General features: G+C 71.0%; 20 protein-coding genes. 5 read left to right on the top strand and 15 right to left on the bottom strand.

The annotated features are described in order from the left end of the window. Window position 1: 1 nt before the first annotated feature. Together purE and ABT186_RS27175 are read right to left on the bottom strand one after the other, a co-directional pair. Complete coding sequence (purE, locus tag ABT186_RS27180) at window positions 2-532, bottom strand: 5-(carboxyamino)imidazole ribonucleotide mutase (protein WP_351235531.1); 531 nt, start codon at window positions 530-532, stop codon at window positions 2-4. Continuing rightward, entirely contained in the window at window positions 529-1722 is a 1194-nt protein-coding gene (locus tag ABT186_RS27175) for a 5-(carboxyamino)imidazole ribonucleotide synthase (RefSeq protein WP_351235533.1), read from the bottom strand. Before ABT186_RS27175 ends, purE begins: the two co-directional genes overlap by 4 nt. A 220-nt stretch (window positions 1723-1942) precedes the next feature. Between ABT186_RS27175 and ABT186_RS27170 the strand changes: the two genes are divergently transcribed. After that, window positions 1943-2485, top strand: coding sequence for a GtrA family protein (locus ABT186_RS27170; protein WP_351235535.1), 543 nt, complete (start codon window positions 1943-1945; stop codon window positions 2483-2485). A gap of 454 nt (window positions 2486-2939) precedes the next feature. Here ABT186_RS27170 and ABT186_RS27165 read toward each other — a convergent pair whose 3' ends face one another. Beyond that, window positions 2940-4217: a sensor histidine kinase gene (locus ABT186_RS27165; RefSeq protein ID WP_351927274.1), complete on the bottom strand. Its 1278-nt coding sequence runs from the start codon at window positions 4215-4217 to the stop codon at window positions 2940-2942. Between the two features lie 236 nt (window positions 4218-4453). Next, window positions 4454-5131: a response regulator transcription factor gene (locus ABT186_RS27160; protein ID WP_351235539.1), complete on the bottom strand. Its 678-nt coding sequence runs from the start codon at window positions 5129-5131 to the stop codon at window positions 4454-4456. 597 nt (window positions 5132-5728) lie between these two features. On the opposite strand from ABT186_RS27160, the gene ABT186_RS27155 reads away from it, so the two are divergent. Then, window positions 5729-7225, top strand: a complete 1497-nt coding sequence (locus ABT186_RS27155; RefSeq protein ID WP_351235541.1) for an oligopeptide:H+ symporter — start codon at window positions 5729-5731, stop codon at window positions 7223-7225. A 70-nt stretch (window positions 7226-7295) separates the two neighbouring features. On the opposite strand, the gene ABT186_RS27150 is transcribed toward ABT186_RS27155, so the two are convergent. The 6 genes from ABT186_RS27150 to ABT186_RS27125 all read right to left on the bottom strand — a co-directional run bounded on the left by ABT186_RS27150 (window position 7296) and on the right by ABT186_RS27125 (window position 12825). Then, window positions 7296-8555 carry a hypothetical protein gene (locus tag ABT186_RS27150; RefSeq protein WP_351223389.1) on the bottom strand — a complete coding sequence of 420 codons (1260 nt, stop codon included), beginning with the start codon at window positions 8553-8555 and terminating at the stop codon, window positions 7296-7298. Between the two features lie 98 nt (window positions 8556-8653). After that, window positions 8654-9730: a hypothetical protein gene (locus tag ABT186_RS27145; protein ID WP_351927272.1), complete on the bottom strand. Its 1077-nt coding sequence runs from the start codon at window positions 9728-9730 to the stop codon at window positions 8654-8656. Beyond that, window positions 9727-10749 carry a COG1470 family protein gene (locus ABT186_RS27140; RefSeq protein ID WP_351927270.1) on the bottom strand — a complete coding sequence of 341 codons (1023 nt, stop codon included), beginning with the start codon at window positions 10747-10749 and terminating at the stop codon, window positions 9727-9729. Before ABT186_RS27140 ends, ABT186_RS27145 begins: the two co-directional genes overlap by 4 nt. Before the next feature lie 49 nt (window positions 10750-10798). Further along, window positions 10799-11482: an LPXTG cell wall anchor domain-containing protein gene (locus ABT186_RS27135; protein WP_351927268.1), complete on the bottom strand. Its 684-nt coding sequence runs from the start codon at window positions 11480-11482 to the stop codon at window positions 10799-10801. 173 nt (window positions 11483-11655) lie between these two features. Then, the gene (locus ABT186_RS27130; protein WP_351223397.1) at window positions 11656-12198 is read right to left on the bottom strand and encodes an ATP-binding protein; all 543 of its coding nucleotides are present in this window, start codon (window positions 12196-12198) and stop codon (window positions 11656-11658) included. A 258-nt stretch (window positions 12199-12456) separates the two neighbouring features. Next, entirely contained in the window at window positions 12457-12825 is a 369-nt protein-coding gene (locus ABT186_RS27125; protein WP_351223399.1) for an STAS domain-containing protein, read from the bottom strand. Between the two features lie 249 nt (window positions 12826-13074). On the opposite strand from ABT186_RS27125, the gene ABT186_RS27120 reads away from it, so the two are divergent. Then, window positions 13075-13980: an RNA polymerase sigma factor SigF gene (locus tag ABT186_RS27120; protein WP_351223401.1), complete on the top strand. Its 906-nt coding sequence runs from the start codon at window positions 13075-13077 to the stop codon at window positions 13978-13980. 305 nt (window positions 13981-14285) lie between these two features. After that, window positions 14286-15845 carry an RICIN domain-containing protein gene (locus tag ABT186_RS27115; protein WP_351927266.1) on the top strand — a complete coding sequence of 520 codons (1560 nt, stop codon included), beginning with the start codon at window positions 14286-14288 and terminating at the stop codon, window positions 15843-15845. Window positions 15846-15869: 24 nt separating this feature from the next. On the opposite strand, the gene ABT186_RS27110 is transcribed toward ABT186_RS27115, so the two are convergent. The 5 genes from ABT186_RS27110 to hutU form a co-directional block, all read right to left on the bottom strand. After that, entirely contained in the window at window positions 15870-17348 is a 1479-nt protein-coding gene (locus ABT186_RS27110; protein ID WP_351927264.1) for a LamG domain-containing protein, read from the bottom strand. 148 nt (window positions 17349-17496) lie between these two features. Further along, window positions 17497-18669: an imidazolonepropionase gene (gene hutI, locus ABT186_RS27105; protein ID WP_351223407.1), complete on the bottom strand. Its 1173-nt coding sequence runs from the start codon at window positions 18667-18669 to the stop codon at window positions 17497-17499. 35 nt (window positions 18670-18704) lie between these two features. Continuing rightward, window positions 18705-20045 (bottom strand): formimidoylglutamate deiminase, encoded by a 1341-nt coding sequence (locus ABT186_RS27100; protein ID WP_351223409.1) that lies wholly within the window; start codon window positions 20043-20045, stop codon window positions 18705-18707. Beyond that, window positions 20036-21259 carry an allantoate amidohydrolase gene (locus ABT186_RS27095; RefSeq protein ID WP_351927262.1) on the bottom strand — a complete coding sequence of 408 codons (1224 nt, stop codon included), beginning with the start codon at window positions 21257-21259 and terminating at the stop codon, window positions 20036-20038. Before ABT186_RS27095 ends, ABT186_RS27100 begins: the two co-directional genes overlap by 10 nt. Further along, the gene (hutU, locus tag ABT186_RS27090) at window positions 21256-22920 is read right to left on the bottom strand and encodes a urocanate hydratase (protein WP_351223413.1); all 1665 of its coding nucleotides are present in this window, start codon (window positions 22918-22920) and stop codon (window positions 21256-21258) included. Before hutU ends, ABT186_RS27095 begins: the two co-directional genes overlap by 4 nt. Before the next feature lie 179 nt (window positions 22921-23099). Here hutU and ABT186_RS27085 point away from each other — a divergent pair, with 179 nt between their 5' ends. Then, window positions 23100-24485 carry a type III PLP-dependent enzyme domain-containing protein gene (locus ABT186_RS27085; protein ID WP_351927300.1) on the top strand — a complete coding sequence of 462 codons (1386 nt, stop codon included), beginning with the start codon at window positions 23100-23102 and terminating at the stop codon, window positions 24483-24485. Window positions 24486-24668: the final 183 nt, after the last annotated feature.

The following is a 24668-nucleotide window of genomic DNA, read 5'->3' as shown; positions in this document are numbered from 1 at the left end:
GTCACTTCCCCGAGCCGAAGCCGAAGCCGCCCGCCATTCCCTCCACCTTGGCACGCAGACGCTTGCCCTTCTCGGTGGCCTGGTGGTTGAGGTCCTGCTGGAACTCCTTCATCCTGCCGAGGAGTTCCTCGTCGTGCGCGGCCAGGATGCGGGCCGCGAGCAGACCTGCGTTGCGGGCACCGCCGACGGAGACCGTGGCAACCGGCACACCGGCCGGCATCTGCACGATCGACAGCAGAGAGTCCATGCCGTCCAGGTACTTCAGCGGGACCGGGACGCCGATGACCGGCAGCGGGGTGACGGACGCCAGCATGCCGGGCAGGTGGGCGGCACCGCCCGCGCCCGCGATGATCACCTTCAGACCGCGGTCCGCGGCCTGCTCGCCGTACGTGATCATCTCGCGCGGCATACGGTGCGCGGAGACGACGTCGACCTCGTACTCGATCTCGAACTCGTCGAGGGCCTGGACGGCGGCCTCCATGACGGGCCAGTCGGAGTCCGATCCCATGACGATGCCTACAACAGGGCTCATTCGGTGATGGTGCCTCTCAGGTAGCCGGCAGCGTGACGGGCGCGCTCCAGCACGTCGTCGAGGTCGTCGCCGTAGGTGTTGACGTGGCCGACCTTGCGGCCGGGCTTCACGTCCTTGCCGTACATGTGGATCTTGAGCTTGGGGTCGCGGGCCATGCAGTGCAGGTACGCGGAGTACATGTCCGGGTAGTCGCCGCCGAGGACGTTCACCATGACCGTCCATGGGGCGCGGGGGCGCGGGTCGCCGAGCGGGAGGTCGAGGACGGCCCGTACGTGGTTGGCGAACTGCGACGTGATCGCGCCGTCCTGGGTCCAGTGGCCCGAGTTGTGCGGGCGCATCGCCAGCTCGTTGACGAGTATGCGGCCGTCGCGGGTCTGGAACAGCTCGACGGCGAGGTGGCCGACGACGCCAAGCTCCTTGGCAATGCGCAGGGCCATCTCCTCGGCCTGGAGCGCGAGGGCCTCGTCGAGGTCGGGGGCGGGTGCGATCACCGTGTCACAGACCCCGCCCACCTGCTGGGACTCGACGACGGGATAGGCGACCGCCTGACCGTGCGGCGACCGTACGACGTTGGCGGCCAGCTCCCGTACGAAGTCGACCTTCTCCTCGGCAAGGACCGGGACGCCGGCGCGGAACGGCTCGGCGGCCTCCTCGACGGACCGTACGACCCACACGCCCTTGCCGTCGTAGCCGCCGCGGACGGTCTTCAGGACGACAGGGAATCCGCCCGCCCGTCTCCCACCACCGTCCTTGGCGGAGGGCACTTCGTGCCCGCCCCCTTCGAGCTCGGCGGCGAAGGCGGCGACGTCCTGCGGGTCGCTCACGATCCGGTGGCGCGGGCACGGCACGCCGATCGCGTCGAGCTTCGCGCGCATCACACCCTTGTCCTGGGCGTGCACGAGCGCGTCCGGACCCGGGCGGACGGGGATGCCGTCAGCCTCGAGGGCCCGCAGGTGCTCTGTGGGCACATGTTCGTGATCGAACGTGATCACGTCACACCCCCGTGCGAACGCGCGCAGCGTGTCCAGGTCGCGGTAGTCGCCGATGACGACGTCGCTCACGACCTGCGCCGCGGAGTCCTGGGGGGTGTCACTGAGGAGCTTGAACCTGATGCCGAGCGGGATGCCTGCCTCGTGGGTCATACGAGCGAGCTGGCCTCCGCCGACCATGCCGACTACCGGGAACGTCACGCACCTAGGGTATCGGCCGCGCCACGGGGGCCGGTTTCCGTCCCTTTGGGGCTCCTGTAGGCGCTTTCTTGTCGTCCTCATGACCTGTCCACGGGCGCCGCTCACGGCCGGTGGTTAGCATGGCGGGGTTGACGGAACGGCCCGGCACGCCCTGCCGGTCGGCCGATTCGACCGAACGACACAGACAGATACGAGCGACCCGACGGGGGCTGGCGAGACGATGGGCAGTGGTTCCACAGGCCTGAAGGACAAGCCCCACGGCGCGGTGCGCAGGCAGTTCGACCAGCTCGCACGCGAGATCGCCAAGTTCGGCGCGGTCGGCGGGGCCGGTCTGCTGGTCAATCTCCTTGTGTTCAACCTGGTACGGAACGTCACCGGTCTCCAGGTGGTCCGCGCCAGCCTCATCGCCACCGTCGTCGCGATCGTCTTCAACTACATCGGGTTCCGCTACTTCACGTACCGGGACCGCGACAAGAGCGGCAGCACCAGGGAGATGACGCTGTTCCTGCTGTTCAGCGCGGCGGGACTCGTGATCGAGAACGGTGTGCTGTACGTGGCGACGTACGGCTTCGGCTGGGACAGCCCGCTGCAGAGCAACATCTTCAAGTTCCTCGGCATCGGCCTCGGGACCCTGTTCCGCTTCTGGTCGTACCGCTCGTGGGTCTTCAAGGCGATGCCGGCCGGGGAGGCCGTGGCGGGCGCGGAGTCGATCCTGAAGCAGGCGGAGAAGGAGCGGGGGCGCAGGCAGCGCGTCAACCGCTGAGCCGTGCAACGACGCGCAAACCCGCGAACTCCGGGTTTGCGCGTTTGTCGTACGGCGGACGCCGGGCTTGGCTTCACCTGACCGTGGGGCCGCTCTCGCCCCTGGCCCGGCTGCTCGCCTTACCGAGCCGCTCTTCTCCAGTCGTCTCCAGCGAGTACGTCTTGACCGATGGCCGGCCCCGACTGGCTGCGCCGCGCGAGCGGAGTCCGCCCGGCGCCCTCCTCCAAGCTGGTCCGGCGGCCCTGTCGAGTGCGCCTCGCCCGGCGGTCGGCCCCGGACTCCGGGCCCCACCACATCCCGCCTCCACCGGATCCCCCCCACCGGATGCCGCCCCGACGGGATCCGGCCATATCCGACGCGCTGCTTCCGGTTGCTGCACGCCACGGTGCCCGCCTCTGCTGCTTGCCCCGCGAGCCCGCCGAACCCGGGCCGCCGCCCCTCCCGCGCCCTCGTCCTACCTGACCGTCCGCTCCGGCTCCTCCCCCGTCGGCGGCATCTTCAGGGGCGTGCGGGACAGGAACAGGCCGAAGACCGGGGGCTTCGCCTGGAGCATTTCCAGGCGGCCGCCGTCGGCCTCCGCCAGGTCACGGGCGACCGCCAGACCGATGCCCGTGGAGTTGCGGCCGCTGATCGTGCGCTCGAAGATGCGGGAGCCCAGCTCGGGCGGCACGCCCGGGCCCTCGTCCGTGACCTCCACGACCGCCTGGTTGCCCGTGACACGGGTGCGCAGGGCGACTGTGCCGCCGCCGTGCATGAGGGAGTTCTCGATCAGGGCCGCCAGCACCTGGGCGACCGCGCCCGGGGTGCCCACGGCCCGCAGATGCCGTTTGCCGGAGCTGACGATCGCGCGGCCCGCGCTGCGGTAGGCGGGGCGCCATTCGGCGAGCTGCTGCTGGATGACCTCGTCGAGGTCGAAGGAGACCGCGGAGCCGGTGCGCGGGTCGCGGGCGTTCGTCAGCAGCCGCTCCACCACGTCCGTGAGCCGCTCCACCTGCGTCAGCGCGATTGTCGCCTCCTCCTTCACCGTGTCCGGGTCATCGGTGAGGGTGATCTCCTCCAGGCGCATGGAGAGCGCGGTGAGGGGCGTACGCAGCTGGTGGGAGGCGTCCGCGGCCAGGCGCCGCTCGGCCGTCAGCATGCGCGCGATCCGCTCGGCGGAGGAGTCGAGGACATCGGCGACCCGGTCCAGCTCGGGGACGCCGTACCGCTTGTGCCGCGGGCGCGGGTCCCCGGAGCCGAGGCGCTCAGCGGTCTCGGCGAGGTCGGTGAGCGGCGAGGCGAGGCGGTTGGCCTGGCGTACGGCGAGCAGGACAGCGGCGATGATCGCGAGCAGGGCGACCAGGGCGATGATCAGCAGCGTACGGCCGACTTCGCGGGTGACCGCGGAGCGGGGCTCCTCGACGCGGACCGTCTCGCCCTCTTCGCCCTTGGCCGTGGAGTGGATGACGTCGCCGGTCGCCTTGGCGCCGACCTTGATGGGGGTCTGGCCTGGGATGTCGATCACCGCGTACCGGTCGCCGGTGACCTGGTCCTTGAAGACCGCGGCGGTGACCTTCTCGTCGCCGAGGAGCCGGCTGTCCACGATGCTGGCGAGCCGGAGCGCCTCCGAGTCGACGCGCTCCTGGGCGCTGTTGCTGATCGTCCGGGTCTCGACGATCACCAGGGAGACGCCGAAGACAGCGATCACCACGAGGACGACGGCGAGGGTGGACTGGATGAGACGACGACGCACGGGGCCCTCCGGGCGGTGGCTTTACGACGACCAGTGTGCCCCCGGGCCCATCGGCACCCCAGAGGTGGGGCAGCGCCCCTTCAGGGGCGCGGGGCTGTGACGTCATACGGCTCCGCCGCGTGGGCGGCGACCAGCCACACACTGCCCGCAGACGCACACGGCGCGTCAGCGGGCAAGGCGCAACGCGCGTAGTCACCCCGAGCACCCGAAATCCCGGCGGAGCCCAGCGGCAGCGCCTAGCTCTTCTCGAAGCGGAAACCCACTCCCCGCACCGTCGCGATGTACCGCGGATTCGCCGCGTCGTCGCCCAGCTTCTTGCGGAGCCAGGAGATGTGCATGTCCAGCGTCTTGGTGGACGACCACCACGTCGTGTCCCAGACCTCGCGCATCAGCTGGTCGCGCGTGACGACCCGGCCCGCGTCCCGCACAAGGACCCGCAGCAGGTCGAACTCCTTGGCGGTGAGCTGCAGCTCCTCGTCGCCCATCCACGCCCGGTGAGACTCGACGTCGATGCGCACCCCGTGCGTGGCGGGCGGCTGCGAGGGCTCGGTGGCGCCGCGGCGCAGCAGCGCCCGGACGCGGGCGAGCAGCTCGGCGAGCCGGAAGGGCTTGGTGACGTAGTCGTCGGCGCCCGCGTCGAGGCCGACGACGGTGTCCACCTCGTCGGCGCGCGCGGTCAGGATGAGGATCGGGACGGTGTGGCCCTCGGAGCGCAGTCGGCGGGCCACCTCCAGGCCGTCCATGCCGGGCAGCCCGAGGTCCAGGACGACCAGGTCGACGCCGCCCTGCATTCCGGCGTCGAGCGCGGTGGGTCCGTCCTCGCGCACTTCGACCTCGTAACCCTCCCGGCGCAGGGCACGGGCCAGCGGCTCCGAGATGGAAGCGTCGTCCTCGGCGAGCAGTACACGGGTCATGGGGTGATGGTAGTCCGCCTATGACAAGAGCAAAGGTGTGATCGCAGGTGTGATCGACTGGCGAGAATTCTTACCTTGGGCTGCGATGATGATCAGGCGCGACGGTCCGTCACGGAACGGAGTCGCGCCTGCGGCTGTGGGGCGCCATCCGGGTGAACGCCTTCGAATAGGTGTCCATAGTTCCGGAATCACCTGTGATCCGTGTCTCAAGTCCTTCCATATCCGGTGCTGTCATGCCGTATGGTGACCAGAACGCCTCTAGCACCACCGGGGACCTTTGGCGGGCACTTGACGCTGAAGGTCTCTTTTGTGTGCGGGCTGGTTCCCGCCAGCCTTGAAAGGAATGACCTGTGGCCGGGCCTCTGGCGCGTCGACGCGCGTAGAGGCGTGGATCCCGGTGGTCGCCGTCCGCCGCTCCGTGACCCGGAGCGGACACCCCGTGGGCGTGGGGGTGGACGACCGATCCCTCCCCCGAGCTCTTCGAGCAGGGGGGACCCCAACCGGCCGCCCCACCGGGCGTGCGACTCCCCGAAGCTCTCTTCGCTTCGTTCGAGCAGGGGACCCCCACGCGCTCGCCCCGACCTACAAGGAACGACCATGGCGTCCAGCCTGACGAAGGACTCGGTCCGCCCGGGCACCCCCGGTTCCGAGAAGACCTTCTTCGGCCACCCCCGCGGACTGGCCACTCTCTTCATGACCGAGATGTGGGAGCGGTTCTCCTACTACGGCATGAAGGCCCTTCTCCCGCTGTACCTGGTCGCACCGGGCGGCCTGCACCTGAGCGCGGCCACCGCGACCGCGATCTACTCGGTGTACGTGTCGCTGGTGTACCTGCTCGCCCTGCCGGGCGGCTGGTTCGCCGACCGTGTCCTCGGCCCCCGCAAGACGGTCGCCGTGGCGGGCTTCGTCATCATGCTGGGCCACCTCACGCTGGCCCTGCCGTCCTCCGGCACCTTCTACGCAGGTCTCGGTCTCGTCGCGATCGGCTCGGGTCTGCTGAAGGCCAACATCTCGACCATGGTCGGCCATCTCTACGAGGGCCCGGACGACGCGCGCCGCGACGGTGGCTTCACGCTCTTCTACATCGGCATCAACCTGGGCGCCTTCGCCGCGCCGCTGGTCATCGGCACGGTCGGTGAGAACGTCAACTGGCACCTGGGCTTCGCGCTCGCCGCGGTCGGCATGGCGCTCGGCCTCGGCCAGTACCTGCTCGGCGGCCGCCACCTGAGCGAGCGCTCCAAGGTGGTCCCGACCCCGCTGAGCCCCGCGGAGAAGACCTCCACGCTGCAGAAGTCGGCTCTGTGGGCGGCCGTCGCGGTCGTCTTCTACGCGATCGTCGGCTTCTCCGGTGTCTACACGCTGAACTGGCTGCTGGTCCCGATCACCCTCGCCGGCCTGATCATTCCGGTCATGGTCATCGCCCGGATCAAGCGGGACAAGGACCTGGACCGCCCCGAGCAGTCCCGGATGACGGCGTACATCTGGTTCTTCGTGGCCGCGGCCGTGTTCTGGATGATCTACGACCAGGGTGGCTCGACCCTGTCGATCTTCGCCGACTCGTCGGCCGAGAACACGATCTTCGGCTGGAAGTTCCCGGTCTCCTGGTACCAGTCGGTCAACCCGGTCATGATCATGGCGCTGGCCCCGGTCTTCGCCTGGGTGTGGCTCGCCCTGAACCGGCGTGGCAAGGAGCCGAGCACGGCGGTGAAGTTCGCCTCGGGTCTCGTCCTGATCGGTGCGTCCTTCTTCCTGTTCCTCGCCCCGCTTTCGATCGCCGACGGCGGCCACAAGGCCGCGGCGATGTGGCTGGTCGCGATCTACTTCGTGCAGACCGTCGGTGAGCTGACCCTGTCCCCGGTGGGCCTGTCCGTCACCACGAAGATGGCGCCGGCGAAGTACGCCTCCCAGATGATGGGTGTCTGGTTCCTGGCCGTCACCGCCGGTGACGCCACGACCGGTCTGCTCTCCATCGCGGGCGTCGACCTCAACAAGACGGGCATCGTGGCCCTGGAGGCCGCGCTCGCCGTGGTCGCCGGTCTCGCGGTGTGGATGTACCGCAAGAAGGTCAAGGAGCTCATGGGCGACGTGCACTGACGTCGGTCCCGGCTTCCGGAGGGCCGCCGCACCCGCGTGGGTGCGGCGGCCCTCCGCCGTTCCCGGGGGGTCAGCGGACGCGCCGCGGCAGGAACGTGAACACCGCCCCGCCCAGCAGGATCGCCGTCCCGGCCACGAGGCCCAGGGCCTTCAGGGCGCCGTGGTCGTCCGCGCCGGTCTGGGCCAGCCCGCCCGAGGTGCCTCCCGATCCCGAGGTGCCTCCCGATGTCGACGAGCCGCCGGACGCCCCGCCCGGCTGTTGCGAGGTGTCCAGGGTCAGCGACACCGCGGTCTTCGTCGGCGTGCACGTCGTGGTCGTCCCCAGGGCCTTGATGGTCAGCACGCCCGGCGACAGCGTCGACTGCCCGCTCGCGCCCGGCTTGTACGTGCCCGTCAGGTCCGGGATCTCGATCGGGTCGCCCGACTTGATGTCGCTCGCGTTCGTGGGGCCCTCGACATGGACGGTGCCCTTGTCGGCGCCGCCCAGCACGACCTCCATCGACGGTTTCACCGAGCCCTTCGGGATGTCCGCCGGACTGTTCATCACCGACTTCTTGAACTGCACGGTGAGGTCGAAGCTTCCGCCGTTCTTCTTGGCGTTGATCTGCACGGGCGAGGTCGCGCTCTTGTCGCCGATGGGCGTCTTGCAGGTGTAGGGCACCTGGACCTCCTTGCCGGTGAAGTCGGTCTGGCCACTGCCCGTGCCGTCGCTCGCGCTCGCCGAAGCCGAGGCGGACTCGCTCGACGTCTGAGACGGGGTCGCCGACTGCGAGGCAGACTGCGAGGCCGAGGCAGTGCCGGTCGGTGACGCCGACGTACTCGACGTGCTCCCGTTCCCCGCCGCCACCTCGATCGTCGCCGCCTTCTGCACCGACTCCGTCGGCGTGCACTTGGTGTCCGTGGACATGGCGTTGACGGTGTACGCGTCCGGCGTCAGCGTCACCTCACCCGGCGTCGTCAGCTTCAGCGTGCCCTTCATGTCGGACAGCACCATGGCGCCGCCCTTGGGGATCGCCGGGTTCTTGCGTGCCCCCTGCATGGCGATGTCCGCGGTCTGCGCACCGGCCGCCTTGAGGATGCCGGACGGCTCGACCGAGTCGGCGGGAAGGTCGATGATGTCGGGGTTCTTCGACGCGGCCTGCACGAACTTCCACACGACATCGACCGTGTCGCCCACCTTCGCCGTGGCCGGGGCGGTGATCTCGACCTTCGTGGTCCCGTCGACCGGGTCGATGCCGGCGGGCGGCACGCAGTGGGTCGCGAACGACACCTCGGCCGCCTGGGCCGGTGCCGCGGCCACGCCGAGCAGGAGGCCCGCACCACCCAGCATCAGCGCCACCCCGGCCGCGCCCGCCCTCCTGCCTCCGCCCCCGGCCGTTCTCTCCCCCTTGCTTCCGCCCCCTGCCGCAGAAACTCTCCGTTGCGTGCTCACGTGTTTCCCTTCGTCGGGGTCGTCGGACTGTTCTCTTGCGGTGCGGAGAGCCGACCGTTCACCGCGGTCCCCGGATCGGTGTCCGGGGTGAACCACGGCAGGGTCGTGGTGGTGCGGTTTTCGGCAGCGGGCGAGGGAGCGCCGAACTTCGGCAGTCGCAGAGTGAGTTCCGGGAGCCGCAGGCTCCGGCGGGGTACCGCCCGCGCGGCCGGCCGGCGCGGCCGTACCCGGTCCACGACGGCCAAACCGGCGCGGAAGACGGCGCCCGGGACGACCACGCAGACCAGGACCCAGAAGAGGGTCACGCCCCAGGGCCTGTCGACGCCCCACGGCTGTTCGGCGAGGACCTTCCCGCCGTACTCCAGCGAGACCGTGTAGTCGCCGTGGGCGCCCGCCGACAGCTCCACCGGCAGCTTGATCTGCGCCTTCCTGCCGGGCGCGATCGTGCCGTGCCACTGCTGCTCGTCCCACTGCGGGGCGAACACCCCGTGGGAGGTGCCGACCCGGAATACGGGGTTCTTGACCGGCGACGCGCCGACGCTGCCGACGGTGAACACCAGCGTCCGGGACGGCGGAGCCCCGAACCAGGTCAGCAGCCCGCTCGCCCCGTCCAGGCGGGTGTCCGTCAGCACCGAGAGGCGTCCGGCGGCGGACTCGGCGGGCAGCGGTTCCACGGCGTGCCCGGCGACCTGGAAGATCGCGTCGGCGTCCGCCTTCGCCCCGGTGACGGTGGCGACATGCACCACGCAGGGGCACGGCACGGGCGGCTCGGCCACCGGCAGCTTGCGGCTGAACTGCCCCTGCCCGTCCGTCGTGACGGCCCGTCCGTCCGCGTTGGCGCAGGAGTTGGTGCCGCCGATCACGCCCCGGGACGGCACGGACTGCCCGCAGATCAGGATCATCAGCAGCGTCTTCGACGGCCAGCCGCTGCCGGTCACGGTGATCGAGCCGCCCGTCCCCGCCTGGGACGCGGACAGCTTGACGGTGGGTTGGCCGGCGCCCCAGGCCGGCCCGGCCAAGGGCGCCAGGACGAGAGCGAGCACCGCCACCAGCGCCGAGATACGCCCCTTCACGTCACCGCTCCCGTCAACTCGACTTCCCTGGGCGGCCGGTCCTGCGCCCGGCCGTCCGGCGGTGGGCGCCTGCGGCGTCGTACGACCACACCGGCGCCCACCGCGGCCAGCAGCCCGGCGCCGGTGCCCGCCACCGCTCCCCAGGGGACGAACCGCACCGACGCGGACCCGGAACCCTGCGCACCGCCTGCCGCCGTGACCGTGAGCCGCACGTCCACCGCGTCGAGCGCCGGGTGCTGCGGCCAGGGCTCGGTGAGCCTGACCCGGCGGCCCGGCAGCAGTTCGAGGGGCAGGGTGCGCGGGGCACGGTCGAGGACCCGGTCGAACAACCCGTCGGCGCGCACCGCGAGCCTCGGGGTCAGCACGGTGGTACCGCGGTTGACCAGCTCGTAGGAGATCCGTCCGCCGCGAACCGCCACGTGCTCCACGGTCAGCGCCGACAGCATGGGCCCGGAGACCCGGAGCTGGACGCGGACGGCCGACGAGCGGCCGCCCGCGCTCGCCACGATCGCGCCGGGGTGGTCGCCGGGCGCGGCGCCCGCGGGCACGGTCACGGTGAACGGCACGTCGGCGCGGGTGCGGGCGGGCACCGTCACCGAGACCGTGCGGACCGCGGCCCTCCCCCAAGCTCTCGGCTTCTCCCCCACGCTCGACTTCGCTCGAGCGGGGGGACCCCCATGAGCAGGGGAGACCCCCATCCCGCCGCTCGTGTGCGCGAAACCGATCCACGCGCCGGTGTCCACCGACTTCTTCCGTACGGTGAAGCCGCCGTCGGCGGTGTTGTCCGCGTCGGCGCCGCTCAGCCGGACGGTCAGCGGCTGCCCGCCCGGGTTGAGCACCGACACCGCGTCCTGCAGCACCGTCCCGGGCTCGCCCTCCGCGTAGACGTACGGCCGCCCGCCCGCGCCTCCCGTCGCGGGCGCGACGGTCCACCCGTCATCGCCTGCCGCGGCGGGCGCGGCAGCCAGCAGGCTCAGGGCGACGACGGTGAGACAGAGGGCGTGGCGGGCGTACGGCATCGGCGGCTCCCTGCGTGGCAATGGCGTCCCGGCGGCTCGGGAGTGCGCCTCAGCGGCGTACGGTCTGGTGACGGCGTGTCAGCCACAGCACCCCGGCTGCGCCCGCGAGCAGGACCGTCCCGCCGAGGGTGCCCAGGGCGACGACCGAGTCCTCGGGGCCGGTCTTCGGAAGCTGACCGCCGGAGTCCGTGCCGCTCTGCGTGGAGCCGGACGATCCGCCGCCCGCGGCCGTGACGTCGAGGCTCAGTGACGGTCCGGGGCTGTTGGTCGGGGTGCACGTGGTCGTCGTACCGAGCGCCTTGATGGTCAACACGCCCGCCGTGAAGGTGACCTTGCCGGTCTTCTGCGGTGTGTAGGTGCCGCTCAGGTCGTTGATCTTGATGGGGGTGTTGGCAGGGATCGCCGTCTGGTTGGCGGGGCCCGTCACCGACACGGTGCCGCTGTCGGCGCCGCCCAGCTTGATGGTGGCACTCGGGTTCATCGCACCCTTGCCCAGTTCCACCGGGCTGGACGAGACGCCCTTCTGCCAGGACATGGTGATCCTGTACCCGCTGCCGCTCCTGACACCCTTGATGTCGATGGGCGACACGGCACTCTTGACGCCGATCGGCGTCTGGCACCGGTAGTTGACGTCGACGACGTCGGCCCGGGCTGCGGGGGCGGTCATCAACACCGCCGAGCCGGCCAGGGCCGCGGCGGACGCGAGCGCGGCGGTTCGCTTGTGGTACGACACGGTCCCCTCGATTCCTGACGGCATATCAGATTTCGGCCGTCAAGGTACGCCCGGCGTCCTGTGGAGGGAAGACACAATGCGCGCCGGATCTGTGGCGATCCGGCGCGCAAGTGGTGACGTACGAAAAATGGTTCGAACCGCGGGTAACCGAAGTCGGGAGTTACACGGGCGCGTTACGCTGGCGCGCCGAGCTCCGCCCACACCGTCTTGCCCGCGACCCCGGGGGTGCGTACGACGCCCCAGTCCAGGCAGAGTCGCTGCACGATGAACATCCCGTGGCCGCCGGGTCGTCCGGCGCGGTGCGGGGTGCGCGGGGCGGGCTGGCCGGAACCCTTGTCGGAGACCTCGATGCGCAGCACCTTGGTGTCGCACGCGATCCGCAGCTCCTCCGGACCCTCGGCGTGCAGACACGCGTTGGTGACGAGCTCGGAGACGACGAGCAGCACATCCTCGGCGGCGGCCCGCTGGTCGGCGGTGGCGGCGGGCAGCCAGCCCCATGCGTACAGCGCCTGGCGGGCGAAGTCGCGGGCGAGCGGGACGACTCCGCTCTCGCCGTCAAAACTCAGTGTGCGGACCTGCCGCACGGAGGTGGGCGCCTCCTCGCCGGGCACGCCGGAGGAAGCGCCCTCGACGGGCTGCCCCTGCACGGGCGTTCCGGAAGCGCCGCTGGGCTCGGGGCCGCGGTCGCCCGGCGAGTAGGGCCGGGTGGTGCTCATCAGCGCTTCACCTCACCGATTCACCAGTTCACGATTCAGGAGTCAGTACGGAGATTGACGGCGTTTCCGTCGGTTGTTGCTCGTGCCGTTCGCGTGGGGCCCTCTTCTTGCGGCTTTCGTCCTGGCTGCCGACATATTCAGCATGTCTCCTGCCCGACCGGGCCGCCGGAACACCCATGGATTCGGCCGGGAACCTGTGACGCGCGTAACGCACTGGTCACACAGGGCATCTGGAGTCGGGGCCCGCCGGCCGCCTCCTCACTCGGCCAGGGCGGCGCCGAGCGTCTCGTGGACGGTGAAGACGGCGTCCGCCCCGGTGATCTCGAAGACCCGGGCCACCACCGGCTGCATGCCCGCCAGATGGACCCCGCCACCCGCAGCATCGGCCTTGAGCCGGGCGCCGAGCAGTACGTTCAGCCCGGTGGAGTCGCAGAACTCCAGCTGCGAACAGTCGACGACCAGACGTGAGAACCCCTTCTCGAGGCAGTCCTCGAGTGGTTCACGCAGCAGATCGGCGGTGTGGTGATCCAGCTCACCCGCCGGGGTCACGACGGCACTCGTGCCCTCTTGCCGCACCTCGACCAGAAGCCGGCCCGACTGTGCGCTGCCGACCGTCCCGCGGTCCATGCCGTCTCTCTCCCGACGTCGTGGCTGTTGATGGACGCCCTCGAACACTACGCCTTCCTCACACTCCCCGGCACCCGAACAACCCCACTAATTCGGACATTTCACAACAGAACGCACTTGCCATCGGTCATCGAAAGCGGGTAGGGCTAGTAGGGACAGCCATTCGACACGGCCGGCTTTGGAGGCGCCGCACACCGCAGTGCACGTATTGGCATCGGCGGCCATATGCCGAGAACGATGGAGGACATCATGTCACCCCGGCTCGACGCATCGCAGACCCAGAGGGCGACGTCGGCACCCTCTCTGGAACGACCGGACCACGACCCCGCAGACGGCCTGGCCGACGATGGTCTGGCCGGGCTTCCGGAGATCCCCCCTTATGACGAGGTGGGGCCGGTGGACGCACGGGCCCTGTCCAAGACGCTCTTCGAACGACTGGAGTCGCTCGAGGAGGGAACGCACGAATACGCGTACGTCCGCAACACCCTCGTCGAACTGAATCTGGCCCTGGTGAAGTTCGCCGCCGCCCGCTTCCGCTCGCGCAGCGAGCCGATGGAGGACATCATCCAGGTCGGCACGATCGGCCTGATCAAGGCGATCGACCGCTTCGAGATCAGCAGAGGCGTCGAGTTCCCCACCTTCGCGATGCCGACGATCGTCGGCGAGATCAAGCGCTTCTTCCGCGACACGTCGTGGTCGGTGCGCGTTCCGCGTCGGCTGCAGGAACTCCGTCTCGACCTGGCGAAGGCCGGCGACGAACTCGCCCAGAAGCTCGACCGCGCCCCGACGGTGGCGGAGCTGGCGGAACGTCTGGGCCTCTCGAACGACGAGGTCGTCGAGGGCATGGCGGCGTCGAACGCCTATACGGCGAGCTCCCTCGACGCCCAGCCGGAGGAGGACGACTCCGAGGGCGCGCTCGCGGACCGGATCGGGTACGAGGACCACGGGCTTGAAGGCATCGAGTACGTCGAGTCGTTGAAGCCGCTGATCGCCGAACTCCCGCCGCGCGACCGGAAGATCCTGTCGCTGCGCTTCGTGGCGAACATGACGCAGTCGGAGATAGGGGACGAGCTCGGCATCTCGCAGATGCATGTGTCGCGACTGCTGTCACGGACACTGGTGCGCCTACGGAAGGGGCTCACGGTCGAGGAGTGACGGCCAGGGGCCGGACATTCCAGAAATCGGTCGCCGCTCGCCCGGTGCCCGCGCCGCACAACTCGGCCGGGCACCGGGCGAGTTGTGTACCACGGCCCCAACCTCCCGGGTTCTTCGACTTCTTGAGGGTCATCTGGGTCTTCACAGCCGCTTCCCGAACCACTCACGGCCCGGACCAGGGTTACCCGCGGGAACCCCTTTTCCCACGGGACCCCTTCCATCACTATGGTCACCCCATACCGGCCAGTACGTCTCAGTCTCAGGCGTGCCCGCCGACAGGTCCAGGGGTGCGAGGAGGCACGGGGATGGCCGGGGCTGAGCAGGACGACGACGAGGTCGAGGCCGGCGGCGGCATGCACAGTACGGTGTCCGACGCCCGGCTGACCGATCTGCTGCGCAACGACACCGCGACCGCGTATCCCGCCCTGCGCGAGCTGCGTATGCGCCACCGCCCCGCGGTCCTCGCCTATGCCCGGCTGTGCACGGTCGAGGAGAACGCGGCCCGGCAGCTGACCGCGCAGGCGTTCGCGCTCGCGGCCCGCGACACCGCCCGCGGCAATGAACCGCGCGGCCCCTGGCGCCATCAACTCCTGCTGCTGGCGGGCCGCGTGAGCGCCTCCTGGGCGGCGGACGAGCGCGCCTCCCGCCTCGATGCGGGGCTGCGCACCCAGCTGCGCGAGGCCGGATCCGAGGGCGGCCGCCCGCCGATGCTCGCCGCGTTCCGGGCACTTCCGGTCCGCATCCAGGGGCTGGTCTGGTACGGCGTCGTCGAGCAGGAGCCGGCGGAGCGGACGGCCGGTCTGCTGGGGCTGACCCCGCAGGACGTGGACTACGGCATCGAACCGGCGTTCCAGGCGCTGCGCCAGTCCCTTCTGAAGACCCGGCTCGCCGCCTCCGGCAATCCGCGATGCCAGGACTTCCGGCGGCTGATCGAGGAGTCGGTGCGCCCCGGCAACCCGCGCTACAGCGCCGATCTGCACGCCCACATGGTGCACTGCGTGCAGTGCGCCACCGCGTACGAGGAGCTGTCCCAGCTGCGCGACGCCCCGCGCACGGCACTGGCGGAGGGCCTGCTGCCGTGGGGCGGTACGGCGTACGTCATGGGCGGCGCGGACGAGCAGCTCATGTCCGGCGTGAGCGGGCTCGCGGGCTGGTGGCCGTCGCGGCGCTTCACGCTGGCCGCGACGGCCGTCGGCGTAGCGCTGGCGCCACTGCTGGTCTACCTGCTCACCTCGGGTGGTTCGGAGCCAGAACGGGCCGCGAGCAACGTACGCCCGTCGACGCCGCTGCCCGCCGTGACGGTGACGCAGACGGTCTCGCTGACGCCGTCCCCCTCCCCGACGCCGACGACGAAGTCACCGAGCCCGACGCCGACTCCGAAGGCCTCGAAGAGCACGCACCCGGCATCCCCGACGCCCAGGCCGAAGCCGAAGCCTAAGCCGCCTGCGGCACATGCCCCGAACGGCACGTACGCCCAGGTGGTGAACGTCGACTCCGGCCTGTGCCTGGACATCCGCGACGGGGTCATGGACCTGGGCACGGACGTCATCATGGCGCCCTGCACGTCGTCCCCGACGCAGCAGTGGCGGGTGGACACCTCACGGGAGGTCCTCCAGTCGTACGCCGACCCCGACTTCTGTCTGGACAGCCGCGGCTCCACCGACCGGGGCGTCGGCATCTGGGAGTGCTCCTCGGTCTACGGCTCCAACGGCCAGAACCTGCGCTTCACGGTCGACTCCCAGGGGGTGATCCGACCCGAGATCGCCCCCGACAACGCAGTGACGCCGGACTGGGGCGACAGGGTGTCCCTGGTGCCGGACCAGGGGAGAGACGACCAGCGGTGGAAGGCGGGGCAGTCCGTATGACGGCACGAGCCCCGGCCCCCGCCGTCATACGACCCGCGCGGCCGCGATCGGACGGTCCGTGACGGTGTACGTCTTCGCCGAACCGGAGTTGACGCTCCATCGGTACCGGGAGAACTCGCCCGTGTCGTCGGCGGCGTAGAACATCATGTGGCCGATGCCGACGCCCTGGAGGTTCTCGCCGTTCACGACGCCGACCATGCGGGTGTCGGGGTACAGGGCATAGTTCGACAGCCCGTACACGCCGTGCGGGTCGGAGGTGCAGTCGACGACCTCGACGGCGTACTGCGTCTCCCCGCTGAAGTTCAGCGACCCGGAGAAGACCCCCTTGACCTCCCTGACCATCACGATGTGGCCGGTGTTCGCGTCGTCGGTGCCGTTGTAGTCCACCGCGATCACATCGCCCGGCTGCAGGTCGGCGACCTTGCGGATCCTCCTGAAGCGCGGACCGGCCGTGCCGTCGGTGAACGCCTTCCGGTAGTCGGCGGCCTCCGGAATCCGGTCCTGGAAGTACTGGGTGAAGTAGTCGTCCGTCGCCCACCCGTAGGTGTGCTTCAGCACCCACGTGAGAAACGATGAGCAACGGGCGCGCGCGATCCAGCTCGTCAGGTCGCCGGGCGTGCCCCACACCACCTGCGCCGGGGAGCCGATCAGGTAGACGTTGTTCTGCCGCGCCGTCCGGCCGCTGACGACGGCGACCTCCTCGGCGGTCAGGGCTCGGTCGTAGGCCCGTACGTCGTCCACCGAGCCCTTGAACCGGTTCGCCGGCGCGCCGTTCCACTTGGCCCGGCCGATGTTGAAGCCCTCTGTCGCGGCCCAGGACAGCGTGGTGTCCGCACTGCCCTCCAGCATGCCGTTCACATAGAGGTGGATGTGCGTGCCGTCCCACACGCCCGTCAGGTGCGTCCAGACACCGAGCGCGGCGGGGTTCTTGGCGAAGGCGGACACCTTGGTGCTCTGGTCCTGGCTGCGCACCTTGAACGCCCACGTCCGGGCCGTGTCGTCGTACTGGAGCAGAAAGCGGCTGGCCATCGAGCCGTCCTGGCTCACCGCGGTGTACATGGTGGCCGGGTCGGCCGGACCGGTGGCGTCGTCCGAGAGCCGTACCCACGCCGAGACCGTGAACGGAGCCGTGGTGTCCAGGACGGAGCCCGTGGCCGCGTACGCCCCCGAGGTGCCGTCGAAGCTCAGTTCGCCGCCGGCCCGCAGGGTCGTCCAGGTCGCGCCCGCGCCGAGGGTGACCGGCCGTTCGCGGCCGGACCTGTCGGCACCCTTGCCGTCCAGCGGCCAGTACCCCACCAGACCATCCGTCAGATAACCGGCAGCCAGCAGGCGCTGGTACTGCACCATCCGCTCGGCCTCCGCCAGATGCGGCACCGAAACGGGCGTGAACGGCGTGTTCAGCGGTGCGTCCGCCGCCGCGACACCCGCGCCCCGCACCACACCCGCCAGCGCACCGGCGCCCACGATCGCGGCCCCGCTCAACAGCCCCCGTCTGCTGACCATTTCTTCCCCCTTGCACGGTCGGTCCTCGGCGGACCGATGTCGATGTTCAGGGGAGTCTAGCCAGGATCGGTCGAACACTTGAGCGCTGCAGGGCGGGTGCGGCGCACGCGCGCACGAGTACGACACGCGTGCATACGGGCCCCACGGATCAGACCGTACGTACGCCCCGCCGCCACACCTCGCCGACCAGAGGCACGCCCGGCCGGTACGCCAGGTGGACATGGCTCGGGGCGTCCAGGATCGCCAGGTCCGCATACGCGCCCGGGGTGAGGCGGCCGATGTCGGTGCGGCGCAGCGCCCGGGCTCCTCCCGCCGTGGCCGACCAGACCGCCTCGTCGGGGGTCATGCCCATGTCCCGCACCGCCAGCGCGATGCAGAAGGGGACCGAGGACGTGAAGGAGGAGCCGGGGTTGCAGTCCGTGGACAGGGCGACGGTGACGCCCGCGTCCAGCAGACGGCGGGCGTCGGGCCACTGGGCGCGGGTCGAGAACTCGGCGCCGGGCAGCAGCGTGGCGACCGTACGGCTGTTGGCGAGCGCGTCCACGTCGGCGTCCGTCAGATGCGTGCAGTGGTCGGCACTCGCCGCGTCGAGCTCGACCGCGAGCTGCACGCCCGGGCCGAAGGACAGCTGGTTCGCGTGGATGCGCGGGTGCAGGCCCTTCGCCCTGCCCGCGGTCAGGATCGCGCGGGCCTGGTCGCCGTCGAAGGCGCCCTTCTCGCAGAAGACGTCGATCCAGCGGGCGTACGGCGCGCAGGCGTCGAGCATCTCGCCGGTGACCAGGGCCACGTACGCGGCCGGGTCGTCGGCATAGTCGGGCGACACGATGTGGGCGCCGAGGTAGGTGACCTCGTCCGTGTGCGCGGAGGCGATGCGCAGGGCGCGCGCCTCGTCCTTCACGGTGAGGCCGTAGCCGGACTTCGTCTCGAAGGTGGTGGTGCCCTGGCGCAGGGCCTCGGCGAGGTAGCGGGTGAGGTTGGCCTCCAGCTCCGCGTCCGTCGCGGCCCGCGTGGCCGCCACCGTCGTACGGATGCCGCCCGCCGAGTAGCTGCGGCCCGACATTCGGGCGTTGAACTCCTGTGTGCGGTCGCCCGCGAAGACGAGGTGCGAGTGGGAGTCCACGAAGCCCGGGATCACGGCCCGGCCGCCTGCGTCGACCCGATTGTCAGTGGCGGGTGCTTTGCTTGACTCACCGATCCACGCGACGCGGTCACCGTCGACGACGACGGCCGCGTCCTGGATCAGACCGAGTGGGGAGGAGTCACCGAGGGAGGGATCGTTGGTGACCAGGCTGGCGATGTTGGTGATGACCGTGCTGCTCATGGGTTCCTCGTGGGTGGCCGGGCTGGAGGTGGGCGTCAGGCGCGCAGGGCTTCGACGGCGTCTGCCAGCGCTTGTGGCACATCCGGCACGCGTGTGTGCGCCCCGTCGCGTACGACGTGCCGGCCGCCCACGACGGTGTGCCGTACGTCCGCTGCCGTCGCGGCGAATACGGCCGTCTCGGCGCCCAGCCGCGGCAGCGGTCCCGCGGTCCTGACCGAGTCGAGCGCGATCGTCGTGAAGTCGGCGAGCGCGCCGGGCTCCAGGGCGCCCGCGCCCTCCCAGCCGAGTGCCGCGTGCCCGTCGGCGGAGGCCGCCCGCAGCAGGGCCGCAGCCGTCCAGTGGCCGCGCGTGCGGGTGCGCAGCCGCTCGTTCAGCTCCATCGCGCGCGCCTCCTCCAGGAGGTCGATGACGGCGTGGCTGTCGGAGCCGAGGGAGAGCGGGGAGCCGGCCGCCTGCAGGGCCTTGGCCGGGCCGATGCCGTCGGCGAGGTCCCGCTCGGTGGTCGGGCACATACAGGTGCCGGTGGAGGTGGAGCCGATCAGGCGGATGTCCTCGTCCGTGAGGTGCGTGTTGTGGACACCGGTGGTGCGCGGCCCGAGGACGCCGTGGTCGGCGAGGAGGCGGGTCGGGGTGCAGCCGTGGGCCTCCTGACAGGCGTCGTTCTCCGCCGTCTGCTCGGAGAGGTGGACGTGGAGCGGGGCCCGCCGCTCCTCGGCCCAGCGCACCACCGTCGCCAACTGCCCCGCGGGCACGGCCCGTACGGAGTGGATGGCCGCACCGATCCGTGCGTGATCCCGTTCCTTGAGAACTGAACAGCGATCGGCCCAGGCCTCCGCCGTGCCGTCGGAGAAGCGGAGCTGGTGGGCGTTGGGCGGCTGCCCGAAGCCGGAGGAGAGATAGGCGGTGTCGAGGAGGGTGATGCGGATGCCGGCCTCGGCGGCGGCGTCGATGAGGGCCTCGCCCATGGCGTTGGGGTCGGCGTAGGGGGTGCCGCCCGGCGCGTGGTGCACATAGTGGAACTCGCCGACCGCGGTGACGCCGGCCAGCGCCATCTCCGCGTACACGGCACGGGCGAGCGTGCGGTACGTCTCGGGGGTCAGCCGGTCGGCGAACGAGTACATGATCTCGCGCCAGGTCCAGAAGGTGCCGGAGCCGACCTGGACCGTGCCGCGCAGGGCGCGGTGGAAGGCGTGCGAATGGGCGTTGGCCAGGCCGGGGAGGGTGAGTCCCCGGAGGATCTCGGCGCCGGGGGGCGGGGTGGCGACTCCGGTGCGCACGGCGGTGATGCGGCCGTCGGCAACGTCGAGGGCGACGCCCGGCTCGACGGCCGGGTCGAGCCAGGCGTGCTCCAGCCAGTACGTCTGCGTCACCTGCACACCAGCCCTTCCAGTACGTCGGCGAGTGCGCTCACCCCGGCCAGGCAGTCGTCCTCGGCGGCGTGCTCGGCCGGGGAGTGCGAGACGCCCGTGGGGTTGCGCACGAACAGCATGGCCGTCGGAATGATCCCCGAGAGGATTCCGGCGTCGTGTCCGGCACCGGTACCCAGAACGGGCACGGTCAGTCCGGGGTCCTGGTCCCTGCCGAGGATACGGGCCAGTTCGTCACGCAGGGCGTGGTCGAACTCGACGACGGGCGTGAAGGACTCACGCACCACGTCGAGGTCGACGCCGTGCGCGTCCGCGTACTCCCGGGCCGCCTTCTCGATCCCGCCGACGACGGCGTCGAGACTCTCCTGGTCGGCGGCGCGGGAGTCGAGCCAGCCGCTGACCAGGGAGGGGATGGCGTTGACGCCGTTGGGCTCGACGGCGATCTTGCCGAAGGTGGCGACGGCTCCGGCGAGTTCGGCCTCGCGGCGGGCGGCGAGGACGGTCCGGGCGTACGACAGCATGGGGTCGCGCCGGTCGACCAGCCGGGTCGTCCCCGCGTGGTTGGCCTCGCCCCGGAAGTCGAACCGCCACCGCCCGTGCGGCCAGATGGCGCTGGCCACACCCACGCGGTCACCGCTCAGGTCGAGGGCCCGCCCCTGCTCGACATGAAGTTCGACGAACGCGCCGATGCGGCCGAGCCGCTCCGGATCGGGCCCGATGGCGTCGGGGTCGTACCCGGCCGCCTCCATGGCCTGCGGCAGGGTGACGCCGTCGCCGTCGGTCAGCCGGTGCGCCTGCTCCACGGTCAGCTGCCCGGCGGTCAGCCGCGACCCGACACAGGCGAGCCCGAACCTGGCACCTTCCTCGTCACCGAAGTTGACGATGGCGAAGGGCTTGCCGAACTCGACGCCCCGCGCCCGCAGTTCGTCGAGAGCGGCGAAGGAGGAGACGACCCCGAGGGGGCCGTCGAAGGCCCCGCCGTCGGGGACGGAGTCGAGATGCGACCCGGTGACGACGGCGTCCCCCTCGGCGGGATCCCCGAGCCAGGCCCACTGGTTGCCGTTGCGGTCGACCTCGTAGGCCAGCCCCCGCGCCCGGGCCTGCTCCTCGAACCAGGCCCGGCACTCGGCATCCGCGGCGGTCCAGGCGAAGCGGCGGTAGCCGCCGGAGGCGGAGCTACGGCCGATCGGCAGCAGCTCCGCCCACATGCTGTGGAAGGTCACGCGTCGTCACCTTCACGCATCGGGACCCGCACACCGCGCTCCTCGGCCACGGACTCCGCGATGTCGTACCCGGCGTCCACGTGCCGGATGACGCCCATGCCCGGGTCGTTGGTGAGCACCCGGCGGATCTTCTCCCCGCCCAGCTTGGTGCCGTCGGCCACCGTCACCTGGCCCGCGTGGATGGAGCGGCCCATACCGACGCCGCCGCCATGGTGGATGGACACCCAGGACGCACCCGAGGCCACGTTGACCATGGCATTGAGCAGCGGCCAGTCCGCGATCGCGTCCGAGCCGTCGAGCATCGCCTCGGTCTCGCGGTACGGCGAGGCGACGGACCCGCAGTCGAGGTGGTCGCGGCCGATGGCCAGCGGAGCGGCCAGCTCGCCGCTCGCCACCATGTCGTTGAACCGCTCGCCGGCCTTGTCCCGCTCGCCGTAACCGAGCCAGCAGATGCGGGCGGGCAGGCCCTGGAAGTGGACACGCTCACCGGCCATCTTGATCCAGCGCGCGAGGGACTCGTTCTCGGGGAACAGGTCGAGGATCGCCCGGTCGGTCTTCGCGATGTCGGCCGGGTCCCCGGACAGCGCCGCCCAGCGGAAGGGGCCCTTGCCCTCGCAGAACAGCGGCCGGATGTAGGCGGGTACGAAGCCGGGGAAGGCGAACGCACGGTCGTAGCCGGCCAGTTGCGCCTCGCCGCGGATCGAGTTGCCGTAGTCGAACACCTCGGCACCGGCGTCCATGAAGCCGACCATCGCCTCGACGTGCCTGGCCATCGATTCGCGGGCGCGCGTGGTGAAGCCGGCCGGGTCCTTGGCGGCGTAGGAGGCCATGTCCTCGAAGGCGACGCCGGTCGGCAGGTAGGACAGCGGGTCGTGGGCCGAGGTCTGGTCGGTGACGATGTCGATGGGGGCGCTCATGGCGAACAGCTGCGGGACGAGTTCGGCGGCGTTGCCGAGGACGCCGATCGACAGCGGACGGCGGGCGTCACGGGCCTCGACGGCAAGCTGGAGGGCGTGCTCCAGGGAGTCGGCCTTCACGTCCAGGTACCGGTGCTCGATACGGCGCTCGATGGCGCGCGGGTCGCAGTCGATACAGATCGCGACGCCGTCGTTCATGGTGACGGCGAGCGGCTGGGCGCCGCCCATGCCGCCGAGCCCGGCGGTCAGGGTGATGGTCCCGGCGAGCGTGCCGCCGAACTTCTTCGCGGCGACGGCGGCGAACGTCTCGTACGTGCCCTGGAGGATGCCCTGGGTACCGATGTAGATCCACGAACCGGCGGTCATCTGCCCGTACATGGTCAGCCCGAGGGCCTCCAGGCGGCGGAACTCCTCCCAGTTGGCCCAGTCGCCTACGAGGTTGGAGTTGGCGATCAGAACGCGCGGTGCCCACTCGTGGGTCTGCATCACGCCGACGGGACGGCCGGACTGGACGAGCATCGTCTCGTCCTGCTTGAGGGTCTTCAGCGTGCGGACCATCGCGTCGAAGGAGCGCCAGTCGCGCGCAGCCTTGCCGGTGCCGCCGTAGACGACGAGCTTGTCGGGGTGCTCGGCGACCTCGGGGTCGAGGTTGTTCTGCAGCATCCGCAGGGCGGCCTCCTGCTGCCATCCCAGGGCGCTCAGTTCCGCGCCGCGCGGCGCTCGGACGGGGCGTGGTCCTGACATGGTTGCCTCCTGATCGACGGCCGCACGCGGCCGGGGGCGCGCGGGACTGTTGCAGTTGTTATTCACATCCTGACGATCTGAATAGAGCTAGTCAATACGTTCTTGCGCCAGCGGCGCGGCGCCGGGGATGTTTGGCTGGAGGTATGACCGCAGACAGGGACGCGGGAACGGGGGACGGGATGAACGTGAGGGACAGCGGGGCGGGACGCGCGGGCGGGGACGCGCACGCCGAGGCCGCCGAGCGGGCGGCGCGCCGGGACGAGGCCGTACGCGGCGCCGTCGAGCAGGGGCTCCTGGGGCCGGACGCCCCCATCGTCGGCCTGCTGGACGTCGTGGGTATCCGGGACTCGGCGGCAGCACTGCGGGCGGCCTTCGACGCGGTGGTGGCGCCGGGGACGCCGGTCCTGCACGCCTTCGCGGTGAAGGCGACACCACTGGTACCGGTGCTGCGGCTGCTGGGCGAGGCGGGCATCGGCGCGGAGGTGGCGAGCCCGGGGGAGCTGGCGCTGGCCAGAGCGGCCGGAGTGGCGCCGGAGCGGACCGTGCTGGACTCGCCCGCCAAGACGGCGGCGGAACTGCGCGAGGCGCTGGCGCTGGGTATCGCGGTCAATGCGGACAGTCCTCAGGAGCTGGCGCGGCTCGATGGCCTGGTGGGTACGACCCGGACGGACTCCCCCCTGGGGATCCGGGTGAATCCGCAGATCGGGGGCGGTGCGATCGAGGCGCTGTCGACGGCGACGGCGACCTCCAAGTTCGGGGTGGCGTTGCAGGACGAGGGGGCGCGCGAGTGGGTGGTGCGCGCCTTTGCCGAGCGGCCGTGGCTGACGCGGCTGCACGCGCACTCCGGTTCACAGGGCGTGCCGCTGTCGCTGATGGCACGGGGTGTCGCGGAGACCTACGCGCTGGCCGAGGAGATCAACCGGCACGCCGGACGCCGGCAGATCGACACGATCGACATCGGCGGCGGGCTGCATGTGAACTTCGGCTCCGACATCACGACGCCGACGTATGCGCAGTACGCACGGCTCCTCGCGGAGGCGGTACCGGGGCTGTTCGACGGGCGGTACGGGCTGGTCACGGAGTTCGGGCGATCGCTGCTGGCCAAGCACGGGACGGTGGTCGCGCGCGTCGAGTACACGAAGAGCGCCGGCGGCCGGGCCGTGGCGGTCACCCACGCGGGGGTGCAGGTCGCGGTGCGCACGGTGTACGCGCCGGCGTCGTGGCCGCTGAGGATCGGCGCGTACGACGCGAAGGGGCGCCCCAAGGAGGGGCCCCAGGTGGTGCAGGACGTGGCGGGACCGGCGTGCTTCGCGGGCGACCTGCTGGCCGAGGGGCGGGCGCTGCCGCTCCTGGAGCAGGGCGACTACGCGGCGGCGCTGGACACCGGGGCGTACTACTTCGCACACCACTACGCGTACAACTCCCTGGCCCGCCCGGGGGTGTACGGCTACGCCCCGGGCGCGGACGGCGGGATCCGGTTCGCGGTCGTGCGCGAGCCGCAGACCGTCGAGGAGATCGTGGCGGAGTCGGGCGGGGGGCGCCCAGACGCGCTGACGGAGCTCTGAGGAAACCGCGCGCCCCTCCCGGGCGCCCCCTCGGATGCACGCTGCCCGCATACCCACAGGTCAGCCGGGAGACGTCTCATCCGCCCCCAACGCCCTGGTAAACAGGGCAAGTTGACCCACCCTAGCGGTCCGGCGCATGTTCCACCGGAAAATGCCGGATCCCTCACCCCTCGCGCACACGTT

Source organism: Streptomyces sp. NPDC001634, assembly GCF_040298185.1.
Classification (GTDB): Bacteria; Actinomycetota; Actinomycetes; order Streptomycetales; family Streptomycetaceae; genus Streptomyces.
This window is presented reverse-complemented; position numbering and strand designations above follow the sequence as displayed.